Source organism: Streptomyces iconiensis (assembly GCF_028657195.3).
Lineage (GTDB): Bacteria > Actinomycetota > Actinomycetes > Streptomycetales > Streptomycetaceae > Streptomyces > Streptomyces iconiensis.
Genome location: NZ_JANCPR020000021.1, coordinates 61,759 through 85,200, shown reverse-complemented (window position 1 = coordinate 85,200; position 23,442 = coordinate 61,759). Strand labels below are relative to the sequence as shown.

Annotated in this window: 12 protein-coding genes and 1 pseudogene; 7 read left to right on the top strand and 6 right to left on the bottom strand. The window is 67.8% G+C overall.

The features are described 5' to 3' along the window. Positions 1 to 97: 97 nt before the first annotated feature. Positions 98 to 827 (top strand): annotated as a pseudogene (locus NMN56_RS21590) (RHS repeat-associated core domain-containing protein); the annotation flags it as partial. Between the two features lie 535 nt (positions 828 to 1,362). On the opposite strand, the gene NMN56_RS21585 reads toward NMN56_RS21590, so the two are convergent. Beyond that, entirely contained in the window at positions 1,363 to 2,172 is an 810-nt protein-coding gene (locus NMN56_RS21585) for a hypothetical protein (RefSeq protein ID WP_274042032.1), read from the bottom strand. Positions 2,173 to 2,391: 219 nt separating this feature from the next. Here NMN56_RS21585 and NMN56_RS21580 point away from each other — a divergent pair, with 219 nt between their 5' ends. Then, positions 2,392 to 2,544 carry a NaeI family type II restriction endonuclease gene (locus NMN56_RS21580; RefSeq protein ID WP_274042031.1) on the top strand — a complete coding sequence of 51 codons (153 nt, stop codon included), beginning with the start codon at positions 2,392 to 2,394 and terminating at the stop codon, positions 2,542 to 2,544. 729 nt (positions 2,545 to 3,273) lie between these two features. Next, positions 3,274 to 4,377, top strand: a complete 1,104-nt coding sequence (locus tag NMN56_RS21575) for a DNA cytosine methyltransferase (protein ID WP_274042030.1) — start codon at positions 3,274 to 3,276, stop codon at positions 4,375 to 4,377. Between the two features lie 62 nt (positions 4,378 to 4,439). Here NMN56_RS21575 and NMN56_RS43045 read toward each other — a convergent pair whose 3' ends face one another. The 5 genes from NMN56_RS43045 to NMN56_RS21550 form a co-directional block, all read right to left on the bottom strand. Then, a complete protein-coding gene (locus NMN56_RS43045; protein ID WP_347178631.1) occupies positions 4,440 to 4,682 on the bottom strand; it encodes a hypothetical protein in 243 nt (80 codons plus the stop codon). A gap of 453 nt (positions 4,683 to 5,135) precedes the next feature. Further along, positions 5,136 to 7,007 (bottom strand): DUF1998 domain-containing protein, encoded by a 1,872-nt coding sequence (locus NMN56_RS21565; RefSeq protein ID WP_274042029.1) that lies wholly within the window; start codon positions 7,005 to 7,007, stop codon positions 5,136 to 5,138. Next, positions 7,004 to 10,306: a helicase-related protein gene (locus NMN56_RS21560; RefSeq protein WP_274042028.1), complete on the bottom strand. Its 3,303-nt coding sequence runs from the start codon at positions 10,304 to 10,306 to the stop codon at positions 7,004 to 7,006. The genes NMN56_RS21565 and NMN56_RS21560 overlap by 4 nt, the downstream gene beginning before the upstream one ends. After that, complete coding sequence (locus NMN56_RS21555; RefSeq protein ID WP_274042027.1) at positions 10,303 to 12,216, bottom strand: UvrD-helicase domain-containing protein; 1,914 nt, start codon at positions 12,214 to 12,216, stop codon at positions 10,303 to 10,305. Before NMN56_RS21555 ends, NMN56_RS21560 begins: the two co-directional genes overlap by 4 nt. Further along, positions 12,213 to 16,970 (bottom strand): DEAD/DEAH box helicase, encoded by a 4,758-nt coding sequence (locus tag NMN56_RS21550; RefSeq protein WP_274042026.1) that lies wholly within the window; start codon positions 16,968 to 16,970, stop codon positions 12,213 to 12,215. The genes NMN56_RS21555 and NMN56_RS21550 overlap by 4 nt, the downstream gene beginning before the upstream one ends. A gap of 795 nt (positions 16,971 to 17,765) precedes the next feature. Here NMN56_RS21550 and NMN56_RS21545 point away from each other — a divergent pair. The 4 genes from NMN56_RS21545 (at position 17,766) to NMN56_RS21530 (ending at position 23,107) form a co-directional block, all read left to right on the top strand. Continuing rightward, positions 17,766 to 19,904, top strand: coding sequence for a helix-turn-helix domain-containing protein (locus NMN56_RS21545; RefSeq protein WP_274042024.1), 2,139 nt, complete (start codon positions 17,766 to 17,768; stop codon positions 19,902 to 19,904). Continuing rightward, positions 19,904 to 20,896: a hypothetical protein gene (locus NMN56_RS21540; RefSeq protein ID WP_274042023.1), complete on the top strand. Its 993-nt coding sequence runs from the start codon at positions 19,904 to 19,906 to the stop codon at positions 20,894 to 20,896. The genes NMN56_RS21545 and NMN56_RS21540 overlap by 1 nt, the downstream gene beginning before the upstream one ends. After that, positions 20,893 to 21,780, top strand: a complete 888-nt coding sequence (locus NMN56_RS21535) for a DUF6339 family protein (RefSeq protein ID WP_274042022.1) — start codon at positions 20,893 to 20,895, stop codon at positions 21,778 to 21,780. Before NMN56_RS21540 ends, NMN56_RS21535 begins: the two co-directional genes overlap by 4 nt. 334 nt (positions 21,781 to 22,114) lie before the next feature. After that, positions 22,115 to 23,107: a DNA cytosine methyltransferase gene (locus NMN56_RS21530; RefSeq protein ID WP_274042021.1), complete on the top strand. Its 993-nt coding sequence runs from the start codon at positions 22,115 to 22,117 to the stop codon at positions 23,105 to 23,107. Positions 23,108 to 23,442: the final 335 nt, after the last annotated feature.

Here is a 23,442-nt window from a genome sequence, read left to right as displayed (position 1 = left end):
GGCACCTCGACAACTGCGTCGGTCCTTGAACAGCGCCGAGCATGCCCGTTGACCAGGCTGCCCCGCCGGGAATCCCCAAGATCCCCGACAGAGTCAAGCTAGGCCCGGGACGTACGAGGGCACGGCGATCCGCACGGCGGGCCGCGTCCACTACGAACACTACGAGGCGGGGCGCATCACACACCGCCGCAAACCCCGTCTCTCCAAGAAACCCGACACCTGGCGCTATGAGGTTGAATGCGGAAGACCGCCTCCCAAAGGTCACCACCCCGGACGGCACTGAATGGCGCTACGCCTGCGCCCCCTTGGGCCGCCGCATCACCAAGGAGTCGGAGAGCGATGGGGTTGACTTCACCTGGGACGGCCCGAAACTCATCGAGGAGACGACGCAAGGCGCCGGGTCTCTCCCCCACCCGATAACCCTTACCTGGGACCACGACGGCTTCGTATCCTTGGCCCAGACGCAACGCCTCACCAACGAGGCGACACAACAGGAAATCGACTCGCGTTTCTACGCGATCGTCACCAACCTGGTCGGCACACCGACAGAACTGATCGACGAGTCGGGAAGCATAGCCTGCCACGCCCGCTCCACGCTCTGGGGGCACAACAACCTGGCTGGCGGACAGCACGACATACAGCCCACTCCGCTTCTCAGGCCAGTACTACGGCCCGAGACAGATCTCCATTACCAACGTCGGCACTACGACCCCGCGACGGCTCGACACCTTTCCCCTGCTCCACTCGGCCTGGCCCCAGCACCCAACCCAATCGCATACGTCGAGAATCCGTATGCCTGGGCGGATCCGCTCGGACTCGCGCCATACGACGACGCCGGCTCTCAATCCTCAACCACCTTGGGAGGACAGGCCTACTTCTGGTGGGGCTCGGGCCATCCCGCGCTCCCGGACGAATTCTCTGGACACCATGCGAGGGTTGCGCACCGCGGCCCCGGAAGCCCATCGGTTCCTCCGGTGGAAACCTTCAGGCCAGAGAATCAGACCCCCAACTCCACGCTCTCCTCTCTCGGGAAGAACTCCCACACCGGTCTACCGATGGCCTATCGAGAAGGAGCCGTGGTCGTAGATTCACCAATGCTCTTGATCTTCTTCAACCAAATATGGGCAATGTACATTGCGTCGCCAAGGCTGTAGGCGAGCACATGGGCGTCCGGCGAGAGGCCGGACTCGACGAGCAGCCCGATGGGCAGCGAGACACGGCCCTCGTCGTCGACGGTAAGTGCCACGGGTTCACGCAGCACGTTCGGGTACCTTCTCGCGCTCGAACCGTCAGGAACACACCAGATTGAAGTCGATGGTCCGGGCTCACCAAGAGTCGAGGCGCCACCCCATCGGCACCCTTCTACCCCGAGGCCAGGAGTCTCCGCAGGTGTTCCTCAATGTCACTTGTGGTCGGCAGATGGACCTCTCCGTACGTGGTCGCGGGCGGAAGGTTGATCACGTCGAATTCGAAGTTCTGCGCACCCAGGATCGCGACGGCTTCCTTCTTCCGCCCCTCGTGCTCGTTTCGGTAGGCCTTGTTGCCGATGTACAAGCACAGCACTCGGTTGCCGCACCAGGCGTCGACTCGGAACAAGGCATCCGCGAGCGGATGCACTTGAGCGTCCAGCCCGCGAGCACGGAGGTGCGACAGGACGTGCAACTCCCGTAGGAAGGAGTAGTAGGCGTTGCCGAGGCGCCACTGGATCGCGTCCTCCACGAGCTGCCGCCCATACGTCGCGTCGTGGTCCGCGTGGGCCCGGCGTATCGCGGAACCGAGGACATGCACGCCGTCAGGATGGTTACTGATGTACCTGGAGACATCCCGCCATTCAGGGATGCGTCCGCCCGTCTCCAGCATGCGATGGAACAGGTACCCGAAGGCGAACGGCGGGTTCCAGTCGGCGATGGCAGGCACACGGTCGGCGTCGGCCTTCTTCACCCAGCCCAGGGCATGTCCGCCGGGTTTCTTAGTGGCCTGGCACGCACGTTCCACATCATCCGGGATGAGTCGATAAGCAACGCGCGTCTTATGCGCGAGCACACAGGGGACTACATCCGATTTGTACCGTTCATCCTCACGCCAGGACTCGTAGGCGCTTTGCGCAGCTTGCGAAACCAAGAAGTGAGTCAGCACCTCTCCCGCTGTCGTGCCGGCGACCAGCGAACCCACGGAGCCCTCCCCGAACGACTGTCCCTGCTTGCGTACGCCAACGTAGCGCGCACCACTGACAAACGCTGAGCTATTTGGTTCGCACCGGCTCGACCAATTCGACGTTTTGTCCTGGTATTAACCTTCGTCTTCCCCACGAGCGATGCGAATCCCACGTCGAGCGAATCGGAGGATCACGCACTGAGCCAGGTCTCCGCGTGGCTCCATGAGCAAATCGACATGGAGGCACGTTTCGGTGCTGCGCTGCGGCAGTCCATCGACGAGGTTCTCGACAGGCAACGGACAGGCAGGTTCGACGTGACGTCGCGGCAGAAGACGGGGAAGACATACCTGGGCACGAAAGCGAAGATCATCGTCCGGCCCGCCTTCTAACTCGACGACGGTCCGTCCATGGATTACGACATCATGGGTCACGAGGTCGACGCGTGATTCACCACCCGCAGAACGTGGACGATCCCCGCGAGGCCGTGAGGCACGTGTGCCTGCTCATGTGGGCGGGGAGGACCACCGCCCCAGATTCCGCGTCGGCCTGCTGCGCATAGACGAGCTCTTCTGCAGAGTCGCGTTCCGGCAAACGAAAGATGGCCGGCCGGAGGGCAGCCTGGTCGACCGCACGATCGTGTTGACGGTGGCCCGGCGGGAGGACGGACCAAGCGTGCGCGGGACGCGCGGCTGCCCCAACGCCTCGGCGGTGGGGGGATCGTCGTCCTCGGGCACGGTCGGGAGCATCGGGCCATGGCCGAAGCTCTGGGAATCCCGGCGCCTCGTCGAGGTTCGTGGGTGGTAGCGCAGCTCGCGGCACCCAGTGATGACGATCCGCGCCGATCGATCGCGATCAGCGAGCAGGATTACGTCCTCTCTGAAGAGACGGAGCCTGCTGCGAGCGTCTTGGCTCCGTACTGACGGACGTCCGAGCCTTTGGTGCCCAGCCCGTCGCGGGTTCCGCCTACGCCTCAGCAATGCCGCGCATACACCAACAGCAGGCCAGGTAGCCTGTGTGACCGCTGACAAGCGATTTCAAGAACAGATACGCCGGTGATGCCGTCGTCGGGTGCCCGCACTCCGACTTGGTTCAGTGGCAGTCCGACCCCGGGAGACCACGTGCACCCCGTCAAGATCGTAGACCTGTTCGCCGGGCCTGGGGGGCTGGACGTAGCGGCACAGAAGCTCGGGATTCCAGCGGTGGGTCTCGAATGGGACCCCAACGCGTGTGCCACGCGCCGTGCGGCCGGTCTGGAGACGATCGAGGGGGACGTACGTGAATGGGGGCCGGCCCACTTCCCCGATGCGGATGTGCTCGCGGGAGGCCCACCGTGTCAGACGTACACGGTCGCCGGGCAGGGAGCCGGGCGCAAGGCATTGGACGACGTGCTCTCGTTCGTCCAGCGCATGGCTGCGCGCGAAGACCGCGAAGCGATCAAGAAGGATCTGGCGAGGCTGAAGGACGAGCGCACGGGGCTCGTCCTGGAGCCGCTGAGGTGGGCGCTGGAAGCCATCGACGATCTTGAGCGCCCGTACAGGGCGATTGTGCTGGAGCAGGTGCCTGCTGTGCTTCCCGTGTGGGAAGCCGTGGCCAAGACGCTGACGGTCGAGGGTTACTCGGTCGACTGCGGCATCCTGCGCACGGAACAATTCGGAGTGCCACAGACGCGCAAACGTGCGGTCTTGATCGCCAGGCGCACGCCCTGGGCCGTCGAGCTACCGAAGCCCACGCACCGTCCCTATCGCAAGGGCGTCCCACACGAGCACGGAGACAGCTTGCTGTCCCCATGGGTGACCATGGCGGACGTGCTTTCTCGCCCCAGCCCGTTTGTCGTGATCTCTAACTACGGCACTGGTGGAGATCCCAAGGCCAGAGGTCGTCGACGCTCCGACGAGCCTTCCGCGACAGTCACCGGGAAGATCTCCCGCAACCGAGTCGTCGCCCCGGATGGCACGGAGCTGCCACGCTTCGACCATTCCGAGGCAGGGCGCCTACAAACGTTCCCGATCGACTATCCGTGGAGCGGCCGTGACGTCGCCCAGCAGATCGGCAACGCCGTTCCACCCCGCCTCGCTGCCCACATCCTCCGCGCCGCCTTCGACACGGGGAGCAAGCCGTCCGAGGCGGCTCTGAGTGGGTTGGCGGTCTGGGGAAGTCCCGCGACCGGGGACTCTGTGCCCAGCGCGCGTGGTGAGCGCACGCCTGTGCCGGTCGAGGGCTGACGGCTGCGAGGCGGCCCTGGAGTGTCGGCAGTCGCCTCCCACGGCGGCACCGGCCCGAGCTCTCACCGTCCGTTCTGTTTCGATCGACGTTGCTGCACGATCTTCTTCACTCGGCCCGTGGCCACCTCGGTGGATTCGTGCTCCCACACGCGCGCTGACAGCCACCCGGCCTCTGCGAGGCGGGCATCCGTGTCGCGGTCGCGTGCACGGTTCTTCACGATCTTCGCGCGCCAGAAGTCCGCATTGTTCTTGGGCAAGGTGGCGTGCTCGGGACACCCGTACCAGAAACGGCCGTCGACGAACACCGTGACGCGTGCCCGGGTCGAAGACGAGATCGGCCTCGCGTCGCACACCGGCGACGGGTCTTCCGTGTACCCGGTACCGTAATGCGGCCGTGTGCAGCGCTCGGCGCGGAGTCATCTCGATCACAGTGTCGCGGCTCCTCTGCCGGCTCATACGGGTGCCAGTTGCCTCGGTGGTCTTCAGGCCGCTCAGCGCCATCGTTTCGTGAGGCTCCGGTAAGGTCCTCGGGCCCGTCGGACCATCCTCCTCTCCCAGGGAGAATGCGAGGGAGTCGGCAGGCATCGATCTCCGTGTGCCTATCATCGAGCACTTCGGGCCGACGACTCGCCGACCGGCCGTAGCGCCCATCGCCGATGCGTCGCACGGACACCTATCCGTGGAACGGCTGGAGCCATGGCGGGGCGCAGTTACCGCGCATCACCTCCTGCCGGCACCGACGGGAGGTGATGCGCACGTCAGGTGGTCAGGCCCAAAACTCCGGCGAAGAACCCCAGATGTGGTTCTTCAGGGGATCCGAGCAGCAAGGCGCGGTCGAGCAGGATGTTGTTGTTCTCGCAGCTCGTCTCGGCAAGCATCAGGCAGGCGTGGCAGGCCACGTGGTTGGTACCACCGACGCCTGTGTTCCGTGACTCGACGCACAGTGGGTCCGCCGAGCACCAAGAGGCTCGCCGCAGCGCCGATTCCAGTGAAGAGAGCAACTGTTTCGGCTCACCCTGGGCGACCAGGCCGCCGAGGCTGCCGGCCGAATCGCTGGTGGCGGTGTAGACGAGCAGGCCCGCCATCTCGTCGTCGCAATAGAGGCGCTCACGCAGGGCTGCTGAGGGGTAACCCGCCTCATGGCTCCATTCCTCGATGAGGATGTGGGCGAGGGTGTGCAACAGCACGTAACGAGGGGAGGCCGGGGAGACGCGCGGAGGGCCGTCGCCCGAGTGGTACTCGCGCAGATGCTCCGTGTGGTTGGTGTGCAGTTGATCGATGCGGGTGCGGACCGCCGGGTCTTGCTCCCAGCGGTGCAGGCGGTCCTCGTGCAGCCGTAGGAAGATGCCCTCGCCGCGTACCTCCATGGCGGGCAACCAGCTCTTGCGCTCACGAGAGAGCCGGGCGTGATGGGTGGGTCCGGCCGCCTCCGCGTCGACGATACGTGTGAACGACGTCAGAGCCCGCACCTCGCGGAGGCGCTTGACCAACATCGGGTCCATGAGGCCGAACGGTGCGAGGAGTCCGGCGTCGGCGCCGGGCGGGACGCAGACGAAGTCCTCGCTGTGGTCCTGCTGTTCCACGTCGACGGCGTTGCCGTCGGTGAGGCTTGCGTACTCCTCTCGGCGGATCAGGTGTGTCCCTTCCTCCAAGGGGGTTTCCTGCTTCGGGACGTTGCCTTGCAGCAGCTTCTGCGCCGTGGCCACATCGACCTCGGTGCACTTCAGCAACATCCGGAGTGCGGCAGCGAGCTGCTCGGGATGATCCTCGAAGTGGAGCAGGTTCTCCCGGTGGGCGAGCACGACCTGCGCCAACTCGTCGTTCCTGCTCCACGGGGGGATGGACAACGCGGAGCTCAGCACCGGCTGCCACACCGAGGACGAACCACGTTGAAGGATGCGAGGCGGTTTGGTGCAGTGCTCCGCCGGAGCCGCCTCCAGCCACGGGCGGCGGCCGGAGCAGGTGATGCCGAGGTCGGCAAGGGCACGTTGCCGAAAAGCGCCCTCCATGGAGACGTCCGGTACGCCGCAACTGCACGACAGCACGACGGAGCGGAGTGAGGTGGTGGTGCCTGTGGAGCGCAGCCGCATGGTGCCGCCGCACCTTCCGCTGCTCGTGCCTCGCCCACGATCTTTGCGGTGCAGCCATTTCCAGTACGGAAAGTCCTCGATGTGCCCCTGCTCGCAGGCCATCACGAAGCGGGACGGGGTGAGTGGGTTGTCCGCACAAGTGGGACAGACGCTCTTTCCCGATGGGCTGTTGAAGTCCTTGTACGGCGCGAGGAGTTCGCACTTGGAGCACGACTGCCACCAGGGGAACCGCTTGACCCGGATGCCGTCCTCGCTGCCGTCGCCGGAGGCGGGCGGCAGACGGAAATGGGTGACCCCGAGCAGAGTGGCGAGGCGTGGCTCCCGGACCGGCGGGGCCTCGTCGCGCGCCCAAGCCCGGTCGGCGTTGTCGAGGCCGGAGACGATGAAGGACTCGTTGTCGACGGCTACGAGACCGCCGACCCCGTACGTAGTGATCATCTGAGAGCGGCGCATTGCGCCCTTGACCGGGTGGGTGCGGCGTGGGGTGGCGCTGCCCAGGTCGGAGCCCGTGCGCCGACGGCGGCGGGACGGCGGAGTCATGCGGATGCCTCCGGTTCGGTCGCATCGGTGGTGGTCGTGTTCGCGCTGCCCACGGGCGTAGTGGTGTGCGATTCCAGGAAGAGCTTCGACTCGGCGTCGACGTCGCGCAGACTCCACAAGGTTTCCCACGCCTCGGAGCCCTCGGCGCGGTCGTCGAAGGGGGCGAGCAGGGACCGGCCGGGGCGTCCGCGCTGCGGCTCGTACGTGAGGTTGGGGTAGAGCTCCGCCTCCTCCTCCCACCAATCGAGGAAGTCCTCGACGGCGAGGTCGGTGGCCTTCTCTTCCTCACACCCCACGTTGTGCACTCGGGCCGTGATCAACGGCTTCACCTCGGTGCGAATGCGGTGGACGAAGCGGTCGATCCGACCGGCTGCCGTGTTGTCCGCCGCCTCCTTGATCGTCAGGCGGGTCAGCGCGACGACGACGGCGTGCAAACCGCGGTCGCGAGCCCGAGCGGAGAACGGTGTGACGGACGTCGACTCGACCTCGCGATAGAGGGCCGAGTGGAAGTGGGTGAAGTTCTCGTAGTGCGACCGGTCCCGGGAGCGGGCGGCGTTGAGCATGACGGCGACCAAGCCGGGCCACTGGCGGCCGACACGGCTGGTGGCCTGGATGTACTCGGCTGTGGTCTGCGGCTGGCCCATGACGGCCATGAGCCCGAGCCGGTCGATGTCCACACCGACCGCGATCATGTTGGTCGCGAGGAGGACGTCGACGGTGTCCGAGTGCGGCAGGCTCTTCTCGATCTGCTTGAGGAGGCGTGGGATGTCGCTGGCGTCGACCCGGCTGGTGAGCTCGGCGTAGCCGCTGCTGTCGCGCGGTTCGCAGTCGTCGGCTCGGGCGAGCACCTTGAGCTGGCCTACGACGTCGTCGTGGACCTGGAGCTCGGCGGCCGAGAGCAGCCGGAGGCTGTTGAAGAAGCCCACCAGCGTCCAATACGCGTCCCGCACGTCGTCCGGGCAGTCCGCTCGCATCGCCTGATGCAGCAGGGCCGCGTAGGTGCGGATGAGGAGTACGGCCTGGCTGGTGCCGGGGGCGAACAGACCGACGTAGCGGCGGGCGGCCTTGAGCTCGCGCGAGGTCTCGACGGCGAACCAGGAGTCGCGGCCGTCCAGGCCCGCCGGCGGAAACTGTTGTACGGAGCGGTCGAAGAGCCTGCGGCCCTGGTCCGCGGCGCGGCGGATGGTCGCGGTCGAAGCGATCACCTTGGGACGGTCGGCGAGAGCGTCCACCGCGGTCTCGTACAGGCCGGTCAGCGTGCCGAGCGGGCCGGAGATCAGGTGCAGCTCGTCCTGGACGATCAGCTCGGGGGGTGGGGTGCCGTCCTGCCGGTCCCGGTTGAACAGAGCGGCGGTCCTCGGGCGCCACGGCATGGAGGCGAACTTGTCGACGGTGGCGATGACGAGGGTGGGACGGGCAGCGTAGACGGCGTCGTCGACCACGTGCACTGGCAGTCCGTCGCGGAAGTCGCAGGAGGCGTTCGGGCAGTGGATGTTCATGCGCACGGCCGTCTCGTCGACCTCGTAGGCGTGGTGGTCCAGACCGGTGCCACACCAGGGGCAGCGCGCCAGTTGGACGGGGTTCTCCGTTTGGAGGATCTGCCCGCCGGATGTCTTGCGGAGTCGACTCTTCGCCGTTTCGAGGGTGTTGGGCGTCGCCGATTTGCCCACCCACATGCCGATGGAGATCTCCTCCGTGCCGAGCGCGTCCGGGTTGCGTCGACGCAGCTCCTCCATGGCGCAGATCAGGATCGCGGCGCGTTCGAACTGCTGGAGGGTGAGCAGCCGCAGGGTGTAGCGCATGAGGACGGCGACGCCGCCACCGCGCTGGCCCAGACGGAGTCGGCGCAGGAACGTGGTGAAGGCGATCAGCCCGAGGTACGCCTCGGTCTTGCCACCGCCAGTGGGGAACCACAACAGGTCGGAGACCGACCGGTCCGGGTGCTCGGGGTCGTCGATCCCGGCGAGACAGAGCAGCACGAAGGCGATCTGGAACGGACGCCACCGGGCTTCCGCCAGATTCGGTTCGCCCCCTCGATCGTCCTTGATCCAGGCGCTACGGGCGCGCTGGGCGGCCATCGCCTCGTTGGCCAATTGGAACGCGCGCAGCACGTCCGGCTTCTCGGCCAGCAGCGCGATGCCTGCGCGCATGCGCTTCAGGACTTCGTCGCAGTCCTCGATTCGCGCGTGGGCGGCTCGGCCGTGGACGGTGCTTTCCAGGGCTTTGGCGTCGTTCCGGCGGTCCGTGATCCAGTGCTCGTAGCCGTCCACCAACCGGGACAGCGCGTCCACCACGTCGGCTTCCGAGCCGTGCGCCAAGCCGATCATGCCAAGTGCCGAGGCGTCGATGTTCGGGTTGGACTCTGTCAGAAGCACCTCGTGGCTCGGCACGAACTCGGTGCGGATCTCGTCGACGGCCGCGCCCTCCACGTCTGCGAGGCCGATCTGCGGAGGCTGCCAGTCCCACTCGGCCGCGCAGCCGTGGCCCACGGCGAAGGTCGGGACGTGGCGGTAGAGAAGGCGGTTGGTGCGCACGTCCGGATCGTCCGCGCCGTGGACAGCCGGGCGTTCGACGAAGCAACTCGCGTCGTCGACCGCGCGCACCGTCAGTCCGGCTTGGAAGACGGCGTGGGCATCGGCCAGATCGCGCTCGTCGACAGTGCGGGTGTTGACGAGCGTCGCGGTGATGGTGACGGTTCCGGTCTCCGGGCTCGCGCGGCGGACCCGTACATCCAGCTCCAACCCATCGGCCAGGTCGGTCCTTGTCTTCGGGTCGGGCTTGGTGGTGTCGACCTCGACGGGGGCAAGATCGAGCTCGTGCCGTCGCCAATGCTCGACCTGCGCCTCCGTCGTGCGGGCCTCGGCACGACCGGCCGCGACGCGGCGCCCCCCGGCGTCAGTCGGCTCGTAACGGGCGCCGCGCGCGATGACTACGATGCGGGAGGCCAGCGCCGGGTCCACGGCGAAGGTGACGCCCATGGTGGACGGTCGGCGTTGCCCCGCCGCCGACGAGGGCGCATCTTCCGGATTGTCGTCCGCCGCTTTTCCACGTAGCTCGGCGACGTTGTCGTCAACCTGCGGGTCGGGCTCACCGTCCGGCAACGTGCCGCTCCTGCTCGCGGCAGGGCGCGGGAACAGCACACCAGTGGGGTATCGGGTGACGGGCGCGTCCTCGGTCAGAATCTCCTCGCCGTCGGGGTGCCCCGGTCCGTCCGGGCCGAGGAGTTCGCGACGCAGCCGATCCACCAGCTCGTCTCGCACCTCGTAGTGGCGGGTGTACCGACCCTTCTGCGTATTCACGTCTGCTCCTCGTCGTTCTCGGCCCGTGCGAACCGAGCCAGTCCTGCCAGGCGCACCGCCGACCACACGCCGTTGCCCGTCACGCCTACGTCCGCGGCGACGGAGGCGGCGCCGGCGACTGCCTCGACGCAGTCCACGTGCCCGCCTTCGATCCGCTCGGGCCAGTCGCGGATCTCCCAGGTCGCGCTCACCTTCAGCACGGCGTACAGCTCGCACCGGAACGTCTCCGAGACCTCGCCCACGACCCGTTCCTCGTCCCCGTGGACGATCAGGTAGCGCGGACTCTGCCGGTCCCCTTCGGTCAACGCCAGCGGGGCGACCAGCGTCACCGGGTCGCCGGGCCGGACCGCCTCGCGCAGGTACTCCTGGACTTTCGCCGGGTCCGCGTCCGCGCCGTGGCCCGGCGGGACGTCCCGCCGGACGTCCCGCCCGCGCAGCTGCAGCCCGTAGCGCTCCCAGTACTTGAAGCCGCCCAGGTACGAGCGACCGGAGGGCCGCTGGGTGCGCAACTGCCGGATTTCGGGACCGGGGACGTGCAGCAGGTCGTCACGGGCCCGGGTCATGGCCACGTACAGCCCCCGTACCTCGGCCACCGGGTCGACCTCGTCCTTGACCCTCTTCGGCAGCTCGGACCAGGCCGGTGGATCGAGGAGGATGACGCGGTCGTATTCCAGGCCCTTGGCCCGGTGGACGGTCGAGACGGTGAGCGGGGCGGTGTCGAGGGGTGCCAGTTCCTCCGGGAAGCGCCTGGTCGCGATCAGTTCGCGCACCCGGACGACGTCGATCTGCTCCGCCCTGCCGGACCCCGCGCGGGCGTACCGCAGCAACACTGGCCACGCCTCTTCGGAGTCGATGCCGGCAGGCGGGTCGAGCTCGGAGAAAAGCGTGTCGAAACGCTTCTTGGCCAGGGTGCTCGCATCGGTGCGGGCGAGTAGGTCCGCGATCCAGCCAGGTGCGGACCGATCCTCCAGCTTGCGCTTGAGGATGTGCGGGACGCCGTGGTCGCGCAGGCGCTCGGAGACCATGAGGGCTTGCCTGTTGTCCCGGCTGAGGATCGCCGTCGGCGTCGGATTGTCGCGCACGGCCATGAGAAGCACTTCGTCGTCGAGCGAGGTGAAGCCGGGCAGGTCGGCGAGCCGGTCGGAGAGCGCCTGGAACAGCCGCTCGGCCTCGGCATCGTCCGTGCCCAGCCGCTGCACCCGGGTGGTGAGCGACAAGGCGACGCGCGCCTCGGTCGTGCGGGCTCGGAAATTCGCGGTGAGGGACAGCTCGTTCAGGTCGTCCGGATAGGAACTGCGTAGCCAGTCGAAGAACCAGCCGTTCTCCTGCTCCCGCAGGTCAGGTTCCACCTGGAAGCCGTAGATGCCTTGGGCGGCGTCCCCGACCACGGTGAAGCCCAGCTCATCCTGGTACTTGTCCAGCACCGTCTCCACCAGGTTCCGGCGCTCCCCGACCAGGTCCTGCGCCTCGTCGATCACGACGTGCGTCGGTGGACCCTCCTCGGTCGCGTCGAGGGCTCCTGCCTCGACGGCCTTCACCGCCGCCTCGATCCGGGCGTCGAAGGACTCGGCATGCCAGTCCGTGTCGGGGTAGGTGCGCAACAGCAGGTCGAGGGCCCAGGCGTCGAATGTGCGGGCCCGCACACGGTTCGCCCGCTCGCCGTGGCGAGCGATCCGCTCGGTCAGGTCGCGCACTGCCGCCCTGGAGAAGCTGAGGACCAGGATCTCACCCGCTTCCAGGGACTCCTCCGGATCGTCGCCGCCGACCAGGTGGTCCAACCGCCGGACCACCGTGTGCGTCTTGCCGGAACCCGCGCCGGCCGAGACCAACAGGCGGGCGTCCCAGGGCTGTTCGACCACGGCACGCTGTTCCTCGGTGAGCGGCGGTGCAGCGGGACGGAGGTCGTTCACTGACGGCTCCAGAGATGCTCGAACTCGGTGAAGGCGAGACTGTGATCGTAGTTCTCGATGTTGTCGCGGACATCGAGGATCAGACAGGTCTCCTTGCCACCGTTGAGCGGACCGCGCAGACCGCGCCCGATCATCTGCTGGTAGACGTTGGGGCTGTAGACGGGCCGGGCGACGACGACGGCCCGGGTGGCGGGGGCGTCGAAGCCCTGGGTGAGGACGCCGAAGTTCGTGAGCACCCGGATGCGGCCGGCGCGGAAGCCCTCGACGCGGGACTGACGGTCCTGCGTCGAGGTGCTCGCATCGACCGAGGCCGCGCGGACGCCGAGGTCCTTCAGCTGGGCAGCGAGTGTCTTGGCGTGGTCGACGGAGGTGGCGAACACCAACACCGGCCAGTCCTCCGGCATCGCCGCGATCTGCTCGACGATGCGGGTGCTGCGGTCGTGGTCCTGGGCGAGCCTGAGCTCGGCGGTGCGGGAGAGGACCCGCATCTGCTCTGCCCGTTCGAGCTCCTCGTGGCTCAGTGTGATGGAGCCACCCTGCATCACCCTGTGTTCGACGTCGGCGAGAACACCGAGTTCGCGCAGCTCGGTGTAGGGGTCGTCGCGTGTGAAGACACCCTCGTCCAGGCGTCGTGCGCCGAACCGCTCCACCAGCCGGCGTGTCTCCTCCTCGCTGCGGGCTCGGAAGGGCGTCGCGGTGAGGCCGAGGAGGTGCCGATCCGTCTGACGGGAGGTGATCCCGAGCTGTGTGAGGATGCGGGTGTAGCTGGGCGCGGTGGCCGCGTGCGCCTCGTCGACGATGACCAGCGCGGCCTGCCGCAGCCACTCGTACGAAGGGTCGGCCAGGCAGGTTTCCTCGGACAGTTTGGCATCGGTGGCGACGACCAGGTGGGGACGGTCGTCCACCGGGCCCGCCTCGCGCTCGCTCCACAACCGGCTGATCGCCAACGGCCCGGCGGCACCCGCCTTCTCCCAGACGAACTTCCAGCTCTGGACGGCCTGTTCGCACAGCTCGCTGGTTTGGCCGATCCACAGGATCGGTCCCGACAGTTCACCGACCTGCTTGATCCAGCGGATCACGGCCTCGGAAGCGATGCGGGTCTTCCCCGCCCCCGTCGGCAGCGACAGCATCGCCCTCTGCGGCTGGAGCCTGTCGAGCATCGCGAAGACGCTGTCGGCCAGCTTCTCCTGGTAGGCGTGCAGGCGGGGGAAGTCGCGTGGTCCGTCGACGTCGATCCGCGACTCCAGGGTCGGGGTGCGGAAGCCCGCGAACGAGCCGGGGAAGCCGAGCTCGGAGACGAAGCGGGTGGCGGTCGAGGAGCCGTGGAAGGAGCCCGGGGCGTCCGGGTAGCGCTGCTGCAGATCGCGGCAGTGGACTTGAAGGATGCCCTCTTCGTGGACGTGGAAGGCGAGTTCGGCGAGTCGACGGTCGGAGAGCTCGTCGCCGGTGGCGGTGCGCTCGGCGTCGAGCAGGGTCTCGGGGAGCCGCTCGCGCAAGGTGTCCGCGCCGAGCAGCAGGAGCAGCTTGTCGACGATGTCCTCGGTGTCGCGCACCTGCCTGCGGGCCTCGCGACGCGCTTTGTCCTCGGCGTCCTGCCGCTCACTGTCGAGCAGTCGTCGGCAGCCGTTCGCGTCGATGCCAAGGCGCAGTTCGGAGGAGACGGCGGTGAGGGTCTCCAGCCGGTCCGCGTCGGCGGCGACCAGCACCCGCGAGCCGAGCAACGCGGACGGCAACGGCTTCGGCGTGACGCCGTTGGGGGTGCGGGTCACCTCCTCCAGCTCCGAGCAGCGCACCACCGTGTACTGGCTGATCTTGTTTCCCGCCACCTTGCGCAGGGACGGGAACAACTCACCGACCTGCACGGGTTCGTCGCCGGCCACGTGTCGCGTCTCGACGCTGATCACGTCCCCGAACGGGATCATGTTCCAGCGCTCGATCATCAGTTCCGCGTCCTCGGCGGAGCCGACGAGCAGTGCCGGCATGTTCTCGGCGCGCAGAGCCCGATACTGGTCGGCGTCGGCGGCCACGGCGATCTCGGCGTCCTCCCGGGTCTCCCAGGCGTCGCCGACGCGGCAGCGGGTGAGGCCGTCGGGGAAGTCCAGCTCGCGGCGGGTGAGCAGCACGTACATCGAGCCGACGAACGCGTCGTCCTCGCTCCGGACCAGCTCCTCGAAGAGCTCGTCCCAGCGGGCCTGCGGCAGTTCCTCCAGCGTCGTCGCCAGGTGCAACTTGCGTGCCTTCTCGGCCGGCAGGTCGGCCACCGGCAAGAAGGTGCCGTACTCGGCCAGCTGCGGTCCGACGGCCTGCGCGAGCGGCCTGATCCCCTGCGAGGTCCGCACCCGGCCGTGCTTCCTCAGCATCCAGCGGATGGGAGAGGAAGCCTGCTGGCGGGTGGTGGCGCGGTTGCCGATCTGGACGGTCCAGAAGTCGATCAGCGCGTCGGTGGGCAGCTCGGTGAGGAAACGGGCGCGGGCCTCTTCCGACATCTGTTCCAGCAGGTGCAAGGGCCCGCCGACGGGTGACCCCTCGGCCTTGATCGTGGCGAGGCTCGGGGCCCGGTTCGCGAACTCGGGCTTTCGAGCCATCATCTTGCGCAGGGCCTCGCGGTAGTCGTCGAACCAGTAGGCCTCGGTCACATCGTGGCCGGACGTGGGCCGGTCGCTCAGACGCAGGTCGCGGAAGAACGGACCGTCGTCGGAGTGGAAGGTGAGGTCGATCGCGAGGGTCGGGTCGGACTCGGCAGTGACCACCGCGCCTGGCAGCATCGCGTCCCGCACCGGCACGAACCGACCGGCGACGGTGCGCACGTGCAGAGTCGAGGTGGCATCGTCGATCTGCTGAAGAATCCGGTGGCCGAGCCGGTTGCTGCCCGCCCGGTGCAGGCGGTCCCAGAACAACTCCCACTCGCGCGGCCCGTAGCCGTCGAATCCGGCCTCCAGGACGGAGAGGAACCGGCCCTCCGCGTCCGCCTCGCGCACGCCGAGCACGTGCAGCGCGCGCTGCGCCTCGGCGTCGGCGGCCAGCTCCGGGTGGACGTAGGTGAGGGTCTCGCGCAGACCGCCCTCGTCGCTGCGGAGGTAGATCTGGCCAGGGGCTGGGGGCACCATCCCGATGTCCTCGGTGAGCAGGATCTTCGCGGTGCGGGCCTCGGCACCGAGCTTCGGGTTGCTCTCGACCATGTCGGCCACGATGGCCAGGGCGACCGCGGACGACTTCGGGGTGCCGTCCGCGACAAGCGCCTCCAGCCACTCCGTGAGGCTCGCCCGCTCCTTGCGGGCGGCGGACAGGATGTGCTCGACCTTCCCGGAACGCAGGTCGGTGGCCTCGGCTGACGGGTGCAACCACTCGGCGGGCCGACCGGGATACTCGTGCCACATCCGCAACCACCGGGCGAGCGACTTGTCCTTGCCGAGGGAGGGATGGACATTCAGGTCGACCGGAGCCTGCAGGACGCCGTCCTGGTCGGGGAGAGAAGGGCGGCGCGCGGCAGCGGCCCAGACGGTCTTCGTCAGGCATTCGTCCGCCCAACTGAGCATCTCCACGGCCTTGGTGCGCCCGGGGAGCAGCGGGAGGTACGCGGCGGGGTCCTCGGCGGGCGCCAACTGCGGCAGCGAGTCGACGACCAGTTCCGCGGCCACCCGGAGCATCTCGTCGTTGAAAGCGCTGGCGTCCAGCAGGTTCTGCCGGTCCTCGTTGGTCTTCCACGCTCCGTTGAGGATGCCGGTGAGCGTCATCTCGTACTTCGTCGGGAAGAACGTCCACATCCGGCCCCGACGCGACTGCGCCTGGTGGAGCCCGGACTGCTCGTCGACCGTGAACTCCGGGACGGCCCAGGCCAGCTCCAGCCTGATGCGGTCGTGGAGTTCGCCGGCGTCCTTGCGGGCAGCGGGGGACGGCTCGTGACTCCTGCGGAAGACCCGCCACCGGGAGTCCTCGGGCGCCTTCTGGCTGCGGACCTCGTGCACACGGTGACGGTTGCCGTCGTGTGTGACGGTGAGGACCCGGCGCTGGACCGGCCGCTGCCGGCGGTCCTCCAGCGTCACCGTGCCGACGTGAGGGGAGAACAGCTGGAACCCGGTGGGGAACTCCTCGCGCCCCAAGGAGCGTCCGTTACCCGTGTGGCCGATCATGTCCTCACTCAGACGGTCGGCCATTCCGTCCAGCAGCGGCAGCCGCACGACCGTCGTGTGCTCGCGCATGAGCTCGTCCAGGACCGGGTCGGCGGTGCGCTCGGCGGCCTCGTCCAGCGCGCGGGCCATGCGCAGGACCGGGGCCTCGAAGTCGCCGCCGAGGGCGGCGGCGACTTCCGGGATGGTTCGAATACGTTCCATCGCCCATGCCCTGTCGAAACCGAAAGAACCGGTCGTGGAAAAAAACTGCGGGACGTCCGTGACGACGAGAACGGATTTCACGCCGACGCCGAATCTTCCGATCTGCCCACCACGCTTTTTCGAGACCCCCATGCGCAGGATGGTCTCCGCGCCTTCGGCCGTGACCGGGGTGCCCTGGTTCGCGCAGTACAGGTGCGTATCCGTAAGGACGGCTTGCACCTTCCCACCCGGCTCCGCCGCCACCTCGTCGGCCCCGTTCTGCACCAATTCGAAGAGCTGGCGATCCCCGTATCCGCCCTTGACGATACGGCGCTCGGAATTCGCGTTCTCGGTGACGATTCCGGGGTCTTCGGCGTAGACCCGCAAAACCGTCTCCGACATGTCGCGGACTTTTTGGATCACGGACGAGGTGACGTCGGACATGACGCTCCGATCGGACGGGTGGACGATGGCGACGGGGGGGCGAGGCGGTGATAAGTACTGGTAGGTGGCCCTGTGAGACCACTCCCGTCAGTGGATACGGCAGTAGCACACTCGGTGGCGCACGATCTGGCGGTGGCGCGGGTAGTGCACATTCCCACCGCACCGCGCATGATTGCTACCCCCGGATTTTCCGGGACAGTGGATGCATTCCAGGGACGCCTGGAGGAGCCGGATCGACGCCTCCGTCTGGTCGTGCCGACGGAGATACGTGGCACGGTCCTCGTCGGATTCACATTTCAAGTACTCGGTGACCAGCTCCTTGATCCGGGCAAGCTCTTTTTCGGGCGGCTCGTGGGAGCCGGGCGTGGTGCTCAAGAGCAGAGACCTCTCTCTAAATTGGACGCACCTGTCCCTCAAGAGGGACGGATTGAGCCACCGGGCAATTCACACCCGAAGATGCGCCACGCTAGGATGTTTCTCCGGGGAGAGCAAGCGGATTGGCGGAATTCCCACCATCGAGTGGCGATCGGCCTGGTGAGCACAGGAAAAGTCCCCCGAACCCGACCCCGCTCGCCCCTCTGAGGACATCGGGCAACCGAATTCGGAATCCAATCCTCCGGATCCCGTGTCGACCACCCCTCGACCCCTCGAAGCCTCCCGGACCCAACCCCAACAATGAGGGCCGTGCCCGCACAGCAAGTCAAAGGTTTGTTGACAACGTGGATCCCTGTCAAGCGCGTACGGTACGGTAGTCGTCGCACGCCCCCCGCGGACGTCTAACCGAGCAGGTGGAGAGTGGAGACGACAGGAACCGAGTTCGGCCCGTGGCTGGCACGGCAGCTGAAGCTCACGGGCAAGAGCCAGACGGAGCTGGCGAAGGAGCTGCGTGTCACCCGGGCCGCGGTCTCCGCCTGGGTCACCAACCGATCCACTCCACGCCCCGAGATGGCCGCCCTCATCGCCGAGGCCCTGGGCACCGACATCGCCACGGTGCACACGCGCGACACCGACACCACCGCCGGCCTCCCCGTCGGCTGGTATCACCGGCCCGAACACGCGGACGGCGGACGCGAGATGGGGAACGCGGCCACCTTCGCCTTCGACGCCGACGTCCAGGTCCTTGCTCGTGAGATCGGGCAGAACAGCCTGGACGCCCGCCTTGAGCACAACGGCCGCCCCGTACGACTGCGCTTCACGCTGCACGAGATCACCGGCGAGAAGCTGGCCGACTTCCTCGCCGCCGTGCAGTGGGACGAACTGGCCCCGCACTACCAGGCAGTCGCCGACAGCGCCCGCCAGAAGGTCAGCCGGGCCGTCAAGGCCGGCCTGAACGATCTGTACAGGCGGGACAGGCTCGTCCTGCTGCGGGTGGACGACTACAACGCCCTGGGCCTCACCGGCGACGAGTACGGGGACAGCACCTACGCGGCCGTCGTCCGTCGTACTCTCGACAGCCACAAGAACACGGACGGCACCTCCGGCGGATCCTACGGCCTGGGCAAGGCGACCCTGTGGGGCACCAGCCGCCTCGGCATGGTGCTGATCAACTCCACTCTCTCCGAGCCGTACGAGGGCCGTACCGAACGCCGTGTCGTCGGGCGTCTGGAGCTTCCCTGGCGGCGCGTCGGCGACGAGGCTCTGGCCGGGCCGTCCTGGTTCGGCCGCGCCGACCCGGACACCCCGGGCGCCCGCATCGCCCGCTCCTGGTGGGCCGACGACGACATCGTGCGCCGTCTCCACCTCGCTCGTGAGAACGACGAACCCGGTACCTCCTTCCTGGTCGTCGGCGCCCACGACGTCGCAGGTCTCGCCGAGGGCAAGCCGCTCGCCGACGACGAGGAGCCGGACGAAAACGGTGACGAGCTGCGAAACATGCACCGTCGCCTGGTGGACGCGCTCGGTCGCAACTTCTGGGCCGCCATGACCGCCGCCGACGGCGCCCGCCCGCACCTGGAGGCATCCGTCCGCACGCTGCGGGACGGGATGGAGCTGATCCCGGAGGAGCGAATCGACCCGACCCTCGTCGAGCCCTCCCGCACCCGCGCCCTCAAGGCGTTCCTGGACGGCACCACCGTGGACCGCCTCACCGAGACCGGCCAGGTCGCTCAGGCGAGCATCCAGCTCAAGCTCCCCGGCCGCGACGCGCGGAGCACGGCCGGTGTTCACAAGGCCGTCCTGCTCGTCACCGATGCCATCGACGGTGAGCAGCCCGTGAACGTCATGGCCGCGATGCGCGGCAACCTCATGACGGTGCGCACCAAGAACGTTCCCGGCCTTCCACTCGGCGCCAACCCCTTCCAGGCCGTGCTGCTCACCGGCACCGCCGCCGGTCAGACGCCCTGTGCGCTGGAAGCAGAGCGATTCCTGCGCGCTGCCGAGCCTCCGGAGCACAACAAGTGGATGCAGACGGAGGAACTCACCAACGACTATGCGCCCAGCGCCCACCGCCGCATCGCCACGATGATCCACGATGCACACGCGCAGGTGAAGAGCCTGCTCGCACAACCGAAACGGAAAAGCAGCGCCCAGCGAGAGGCGGGCAACCTGGCCAAGCGCATCGCGCCCAAGAGCAGGCCCAAGGCCAAGCCGCGCCCGAGTGCGGGTTCGCGCCCTGAGTTGGAAGACTTGCAGCCGACGATCCTGCCCAACGGCGCCTGGCAGGTCACCGGAGAGATCAACGTTCCTCGGGGTGGCGACAGGTGGATCGCCCGCCCGACGGCCGCCTTCGACGTCCGCTCTGGCCCTCGGCCCCGTGTCGCCTGGGCCGAGTTGGAGGGCGTGCAGGGCTGCGAAGCGGTCGACGGCACCTTGCACTTCGCCCCTAGCGCCCGCAGCGCTGTCTTCCGGGCCGTCACCGACCCGACCACCCAGCCTGTGCGCGGTAGCCGCTCCGGTCTCGTCGTCGAACTCGACCTCGTGGAAGGGGACGTGTGATGAAGATCTACCCCTATCCCCGCCTGCGCGCCGCCACGACGATCACCATCGACAGCGCGAGCGTCACCGCTCCCGGTGTCCCGCGTGAACCGCTCGCGGCCTCGGCCCGCTCGGTCATCGACCGCGTCCTCGGCCTCGGCACCGCGGAGACTCAAGGCTGGGACGCTGCCGTGATCAAAGTCAGCGCCACGGTGCCCGAGAGCGCCCTCCGCCACGACGCACCGTGGTCGGATCTCGCGGTCTTTGCGCTGCTGACCGAAGGCGCCACGAACACCCGCCTGACCGCCCGCCTCGCTCCCACGGCTGACGATCCGTGCCATTGGACAGGCCAACTGGGCCTTGCCCGCGCCGACATCTTCGACCGGGCCCGTCTGTCCGCTCAGGTCGTCGCGACGGTCGACGGAGTGCCCGGTCGACTGGTCGGCGAGTCGGAGGACGACTGGTTCATCGATGTCACCGCCGACGTGCCCGTCCGGGACCGGCCGTTCGAGACCGTGCGGCACAGCTTCGCCGAAGGGCCCTACTGGTTGCGGCGCATGAAGGACGTGCCGTGGGTCGTCGACCCGGCCGGCAAGCTGCCCACGGTCCACATCAACACGGACGTCGAAGGCATCGAAGCGCTGCTGGACGCGGACGGCCGCGGTATGGAGGGCGCCGTCGGCGAGCTGCTCGCCGCGCAGATGGCCTCCGACATCTGGCTCGCTGTCTTCCACGCGGCCCTCGGCGACCTCGAACTCGACGAGCGTGAACGGCCGATGTTCCCCAGTGGCTGGCGCGGCGCCGTGCTGCGGGAAATGCTCCCCGACATCCTCCCCGAGCAGTCCCTCGAAACCGCCCTGCGGGCCCTGAACGAACGGCGCGTCGGCGCCACCGGCTGGACCGACATCCAGCCCCGCATCCACTATGCCGCCGCCCGCCGGGGCGGGACCGGCTCCCCCCTGATCCAAGCCGTGCGCGGGCTGGAACGACTCCGTCGGGAGGACGACGAGTGACCGGTAAGCCCACCCGACAGCCCAAGTACCTGCGGCTCCTCCCGGACAGCAGCGCGGGCCTCTTCCTCACAGAGGGCCTCCTCACCGGAGAGGACGACGTCAAATCGATCCAGCTTGACGGAGAGGCCCAGCCTCTCCCCGAGGAGAAGCGCTTCCGTTGGGATGGCGTCCGAGACCTGCTCGAAGACGCCATGTACGAATTCGGCGAGACCCGCACCGCCGCCGACGCCTGGCTCGCCCCCCGCCTGCACGCCACGCTGCGCCTCACCCGCGTGGAAGCCGCCGACCCCGGGCTGTGGAACTACCTGGCCCTCGGCGTCGCCCCGGACTACGTGCACTGGCGGCACAACCCCTCAGGCGAGCGTCCCGCGGAGCCCACCGCTCCCGTCCCGGCCGAGCGATTCAAGGGCCCGCACTACAAGCAGGCGTTCGCACGTCTGTGGTGGACCGCCGAACTCTTCCGAGACGGCCCGGACTACACCCCGGTCGTCACGGCCTGCGGAATCCAGGACATCCTGAACTTCGCCATCCGTCTGGAGGTCATGGACCATCGGCCGACTGCCCAAGCTGTCGTTCGGCTCCTCACCGATGGGACGGTCCGAACCGGCAGGGAGACCAATGCTTTGGCCGCTGCCGTCAACGCAGCTGCTTCGACCCTGTTCCTCGATGCGCTCGCTCCGGACGTCGACCGGAACCCGACCGACATCCGCGCGTGGAGCGACGGAGCCGAGGACGCCATGCCCGTCAACAGGCGCATCCTCCCGGGCGGCCCCGACGAGGAACGAACCCCGAAGGAGTCCGTGGAGATCCTCGCCGAGCAGTTCCGCGAACTGTTCGACGAAGCACCGGTCCGCGGCAGTCGGCCCGTGCAGAGTGGCGACTGAGCGGCGGCTGTGTACGCGAAAACGGAGACCCGCTGCGTGCAGCGCTCGACGCGGCTCCAGCCCGGTTCGAGTGCCACGGCTCCTCTGCGGCCTCATGCACGCTCGGGTAGCTGTGACATTCGTAATGAAACGGGACCATCGGCACCTATCCCACCAGAACCTGTACATATCATCGGTGCTGCTGCCTCTGGGCACGCCGCACTCGTGGACAACCACCTGGATCACCATGAATGAGAAGCGACAAGATCGAGGCCCGACGGAGCTTCCCGATACGTGGACAGAAGCACCCAGTCTCTCCCTTGATCGGCACTGCTCGACGACCCCAGATGGCGATATGGAGGATCTCCTGCCCGAACGATTCAGCTCCCTCATCGTGTGTGCCGGCGCCGGCGGCCTCGCCCTCGGACTTGAACAGGCCGGATTCGACCCCGTCCTGCTCCTGGACAACCGCTCGGTAGCGTGCGAGACCCTGCGCTTGAACCGTCCTGGATGGAACGTGCTCGAAGCCGACCTGCTGGACTTCGACCCCGTCGACCATCACGAGGCCTACGACGTGGACCTGTTGGCGGCTGGCCTCCCACGCGTCAAGGCGACCGCCACGGTCACGCGGAAGGACAGCGACGAGGAGATCCGCCTACTCCAGGCCACGATCATGCTGATGCACGCCGTGCAACCGAGAGCCCTGCTCGTCGAAAACGTCCCCGATCTCGTGTCAAAGCCTGCCTATGAGCCTATACGCACGTACATCGCGAGAGAGCTTGAACACCTTGGCTATCGGCATCGTTGGCTTGTGCTCAACGCGATGGACTTTGACGTTCCGCAAGACCGCAAACAGGGAATTCTCGTTGCTTTCAAGGGCGACCACCTGGATGGTTTCGCCGCCCCTGCGCCCAACGCTGTACAACCGGTAACCGTGGGAGCGGCGCTCGGTGCCTCCATGGCCGCCCGCGGCTGGCCTCAGGCGGCTGCATGGACCGCGCAAGCCGACCGGGTCGCCCCCACTTTGGTCGGAGGATCGTGGAATCGCGGCGGCGCGGACCTGGGGCCGACGGGGTCGAAACGCACCTGGGCTCGGATGGGAGTGAACGGCGGAACAGTCGCCGATCTAGTGCCCGGCCCGGATTTCCGCTTGGACCCCACGCTCGGCGCCAAGGGCCTCGTCCCGTTGACTGTCGGGCAGGCAGCACGTCTTCAAGGCTTTCCGATTGACTGGGAATTCGCGGGCCGTAAGACAGCCCGCTACAGGCAGGTGGGGCACGCCTCCCCTCCGCCCGTCGGGCATGCCCTGGGACTCGCCATTCGAACCGCGCTCAACCTGGATGAGTGACGGCAGCCAGAGGAGATCTTGCTGGTATGGCGAGCGGGCCGGTGACCATGGGTGAGGGCTCTCCCCCTGCAGCGTCGACCAAGCGAGATCGAGACGAGTCTCCGCATAGTTTGTACGCACTATCAATGCCCCGTGCCCACTCGTGGGCACGGAACCAGATCGAGAAGGGCTCCGCTGGATCGAAACAGCACCGGCATTAACCCGCACGAGGGAATTTTGCCGGTTTTTGCAGGCCGTGGCCGACCCCGTGCCGGGTTCAAGCCCTCCTCGGACACCAGCTCAGGCCCCTGTTGATCAGGGATCTTGCATGTCCCTCCGTCGCATGTCCAACCACG

Coding starts and splice junctions, on each gene's coding strand:
- NMN56_RS21530 (WP_274042021.1), top strand. CDS start 22,115: ATGGAGGATCTCCTGCCCGAACGATTCAGCTCCCTCATCGTGTGTGCC.
- NMN56_RS21550 (WP_274042026.1), bottom strand. CDS start 16,970: ATGTCCGACGTCACCTCGTCCGTGATCCAAAAAGTCCGCGACATGTCG.
- NMN56_RS21540 (WP_274042023.1), top strand. CDS start 19,904: ATGAAGATCTACCCCTATCCCCGCCTGCGCGCCGCCACGACGATCACC.
- NMN56_RS21580 (WP_274042031.1), top strand. CDS start 2,392: ATGGAGGCACGTTTCGGTGCTGCGCTGCGGCAGTCCATCGACGAGGTT.
- NMN56_RS21565 (WP_274042029.1), bottom strand. CDS start 7,007: ATGACTCCGCCGTCCCGCCGCCGTCGGCGCACGGGCTCCGACCTGGGC.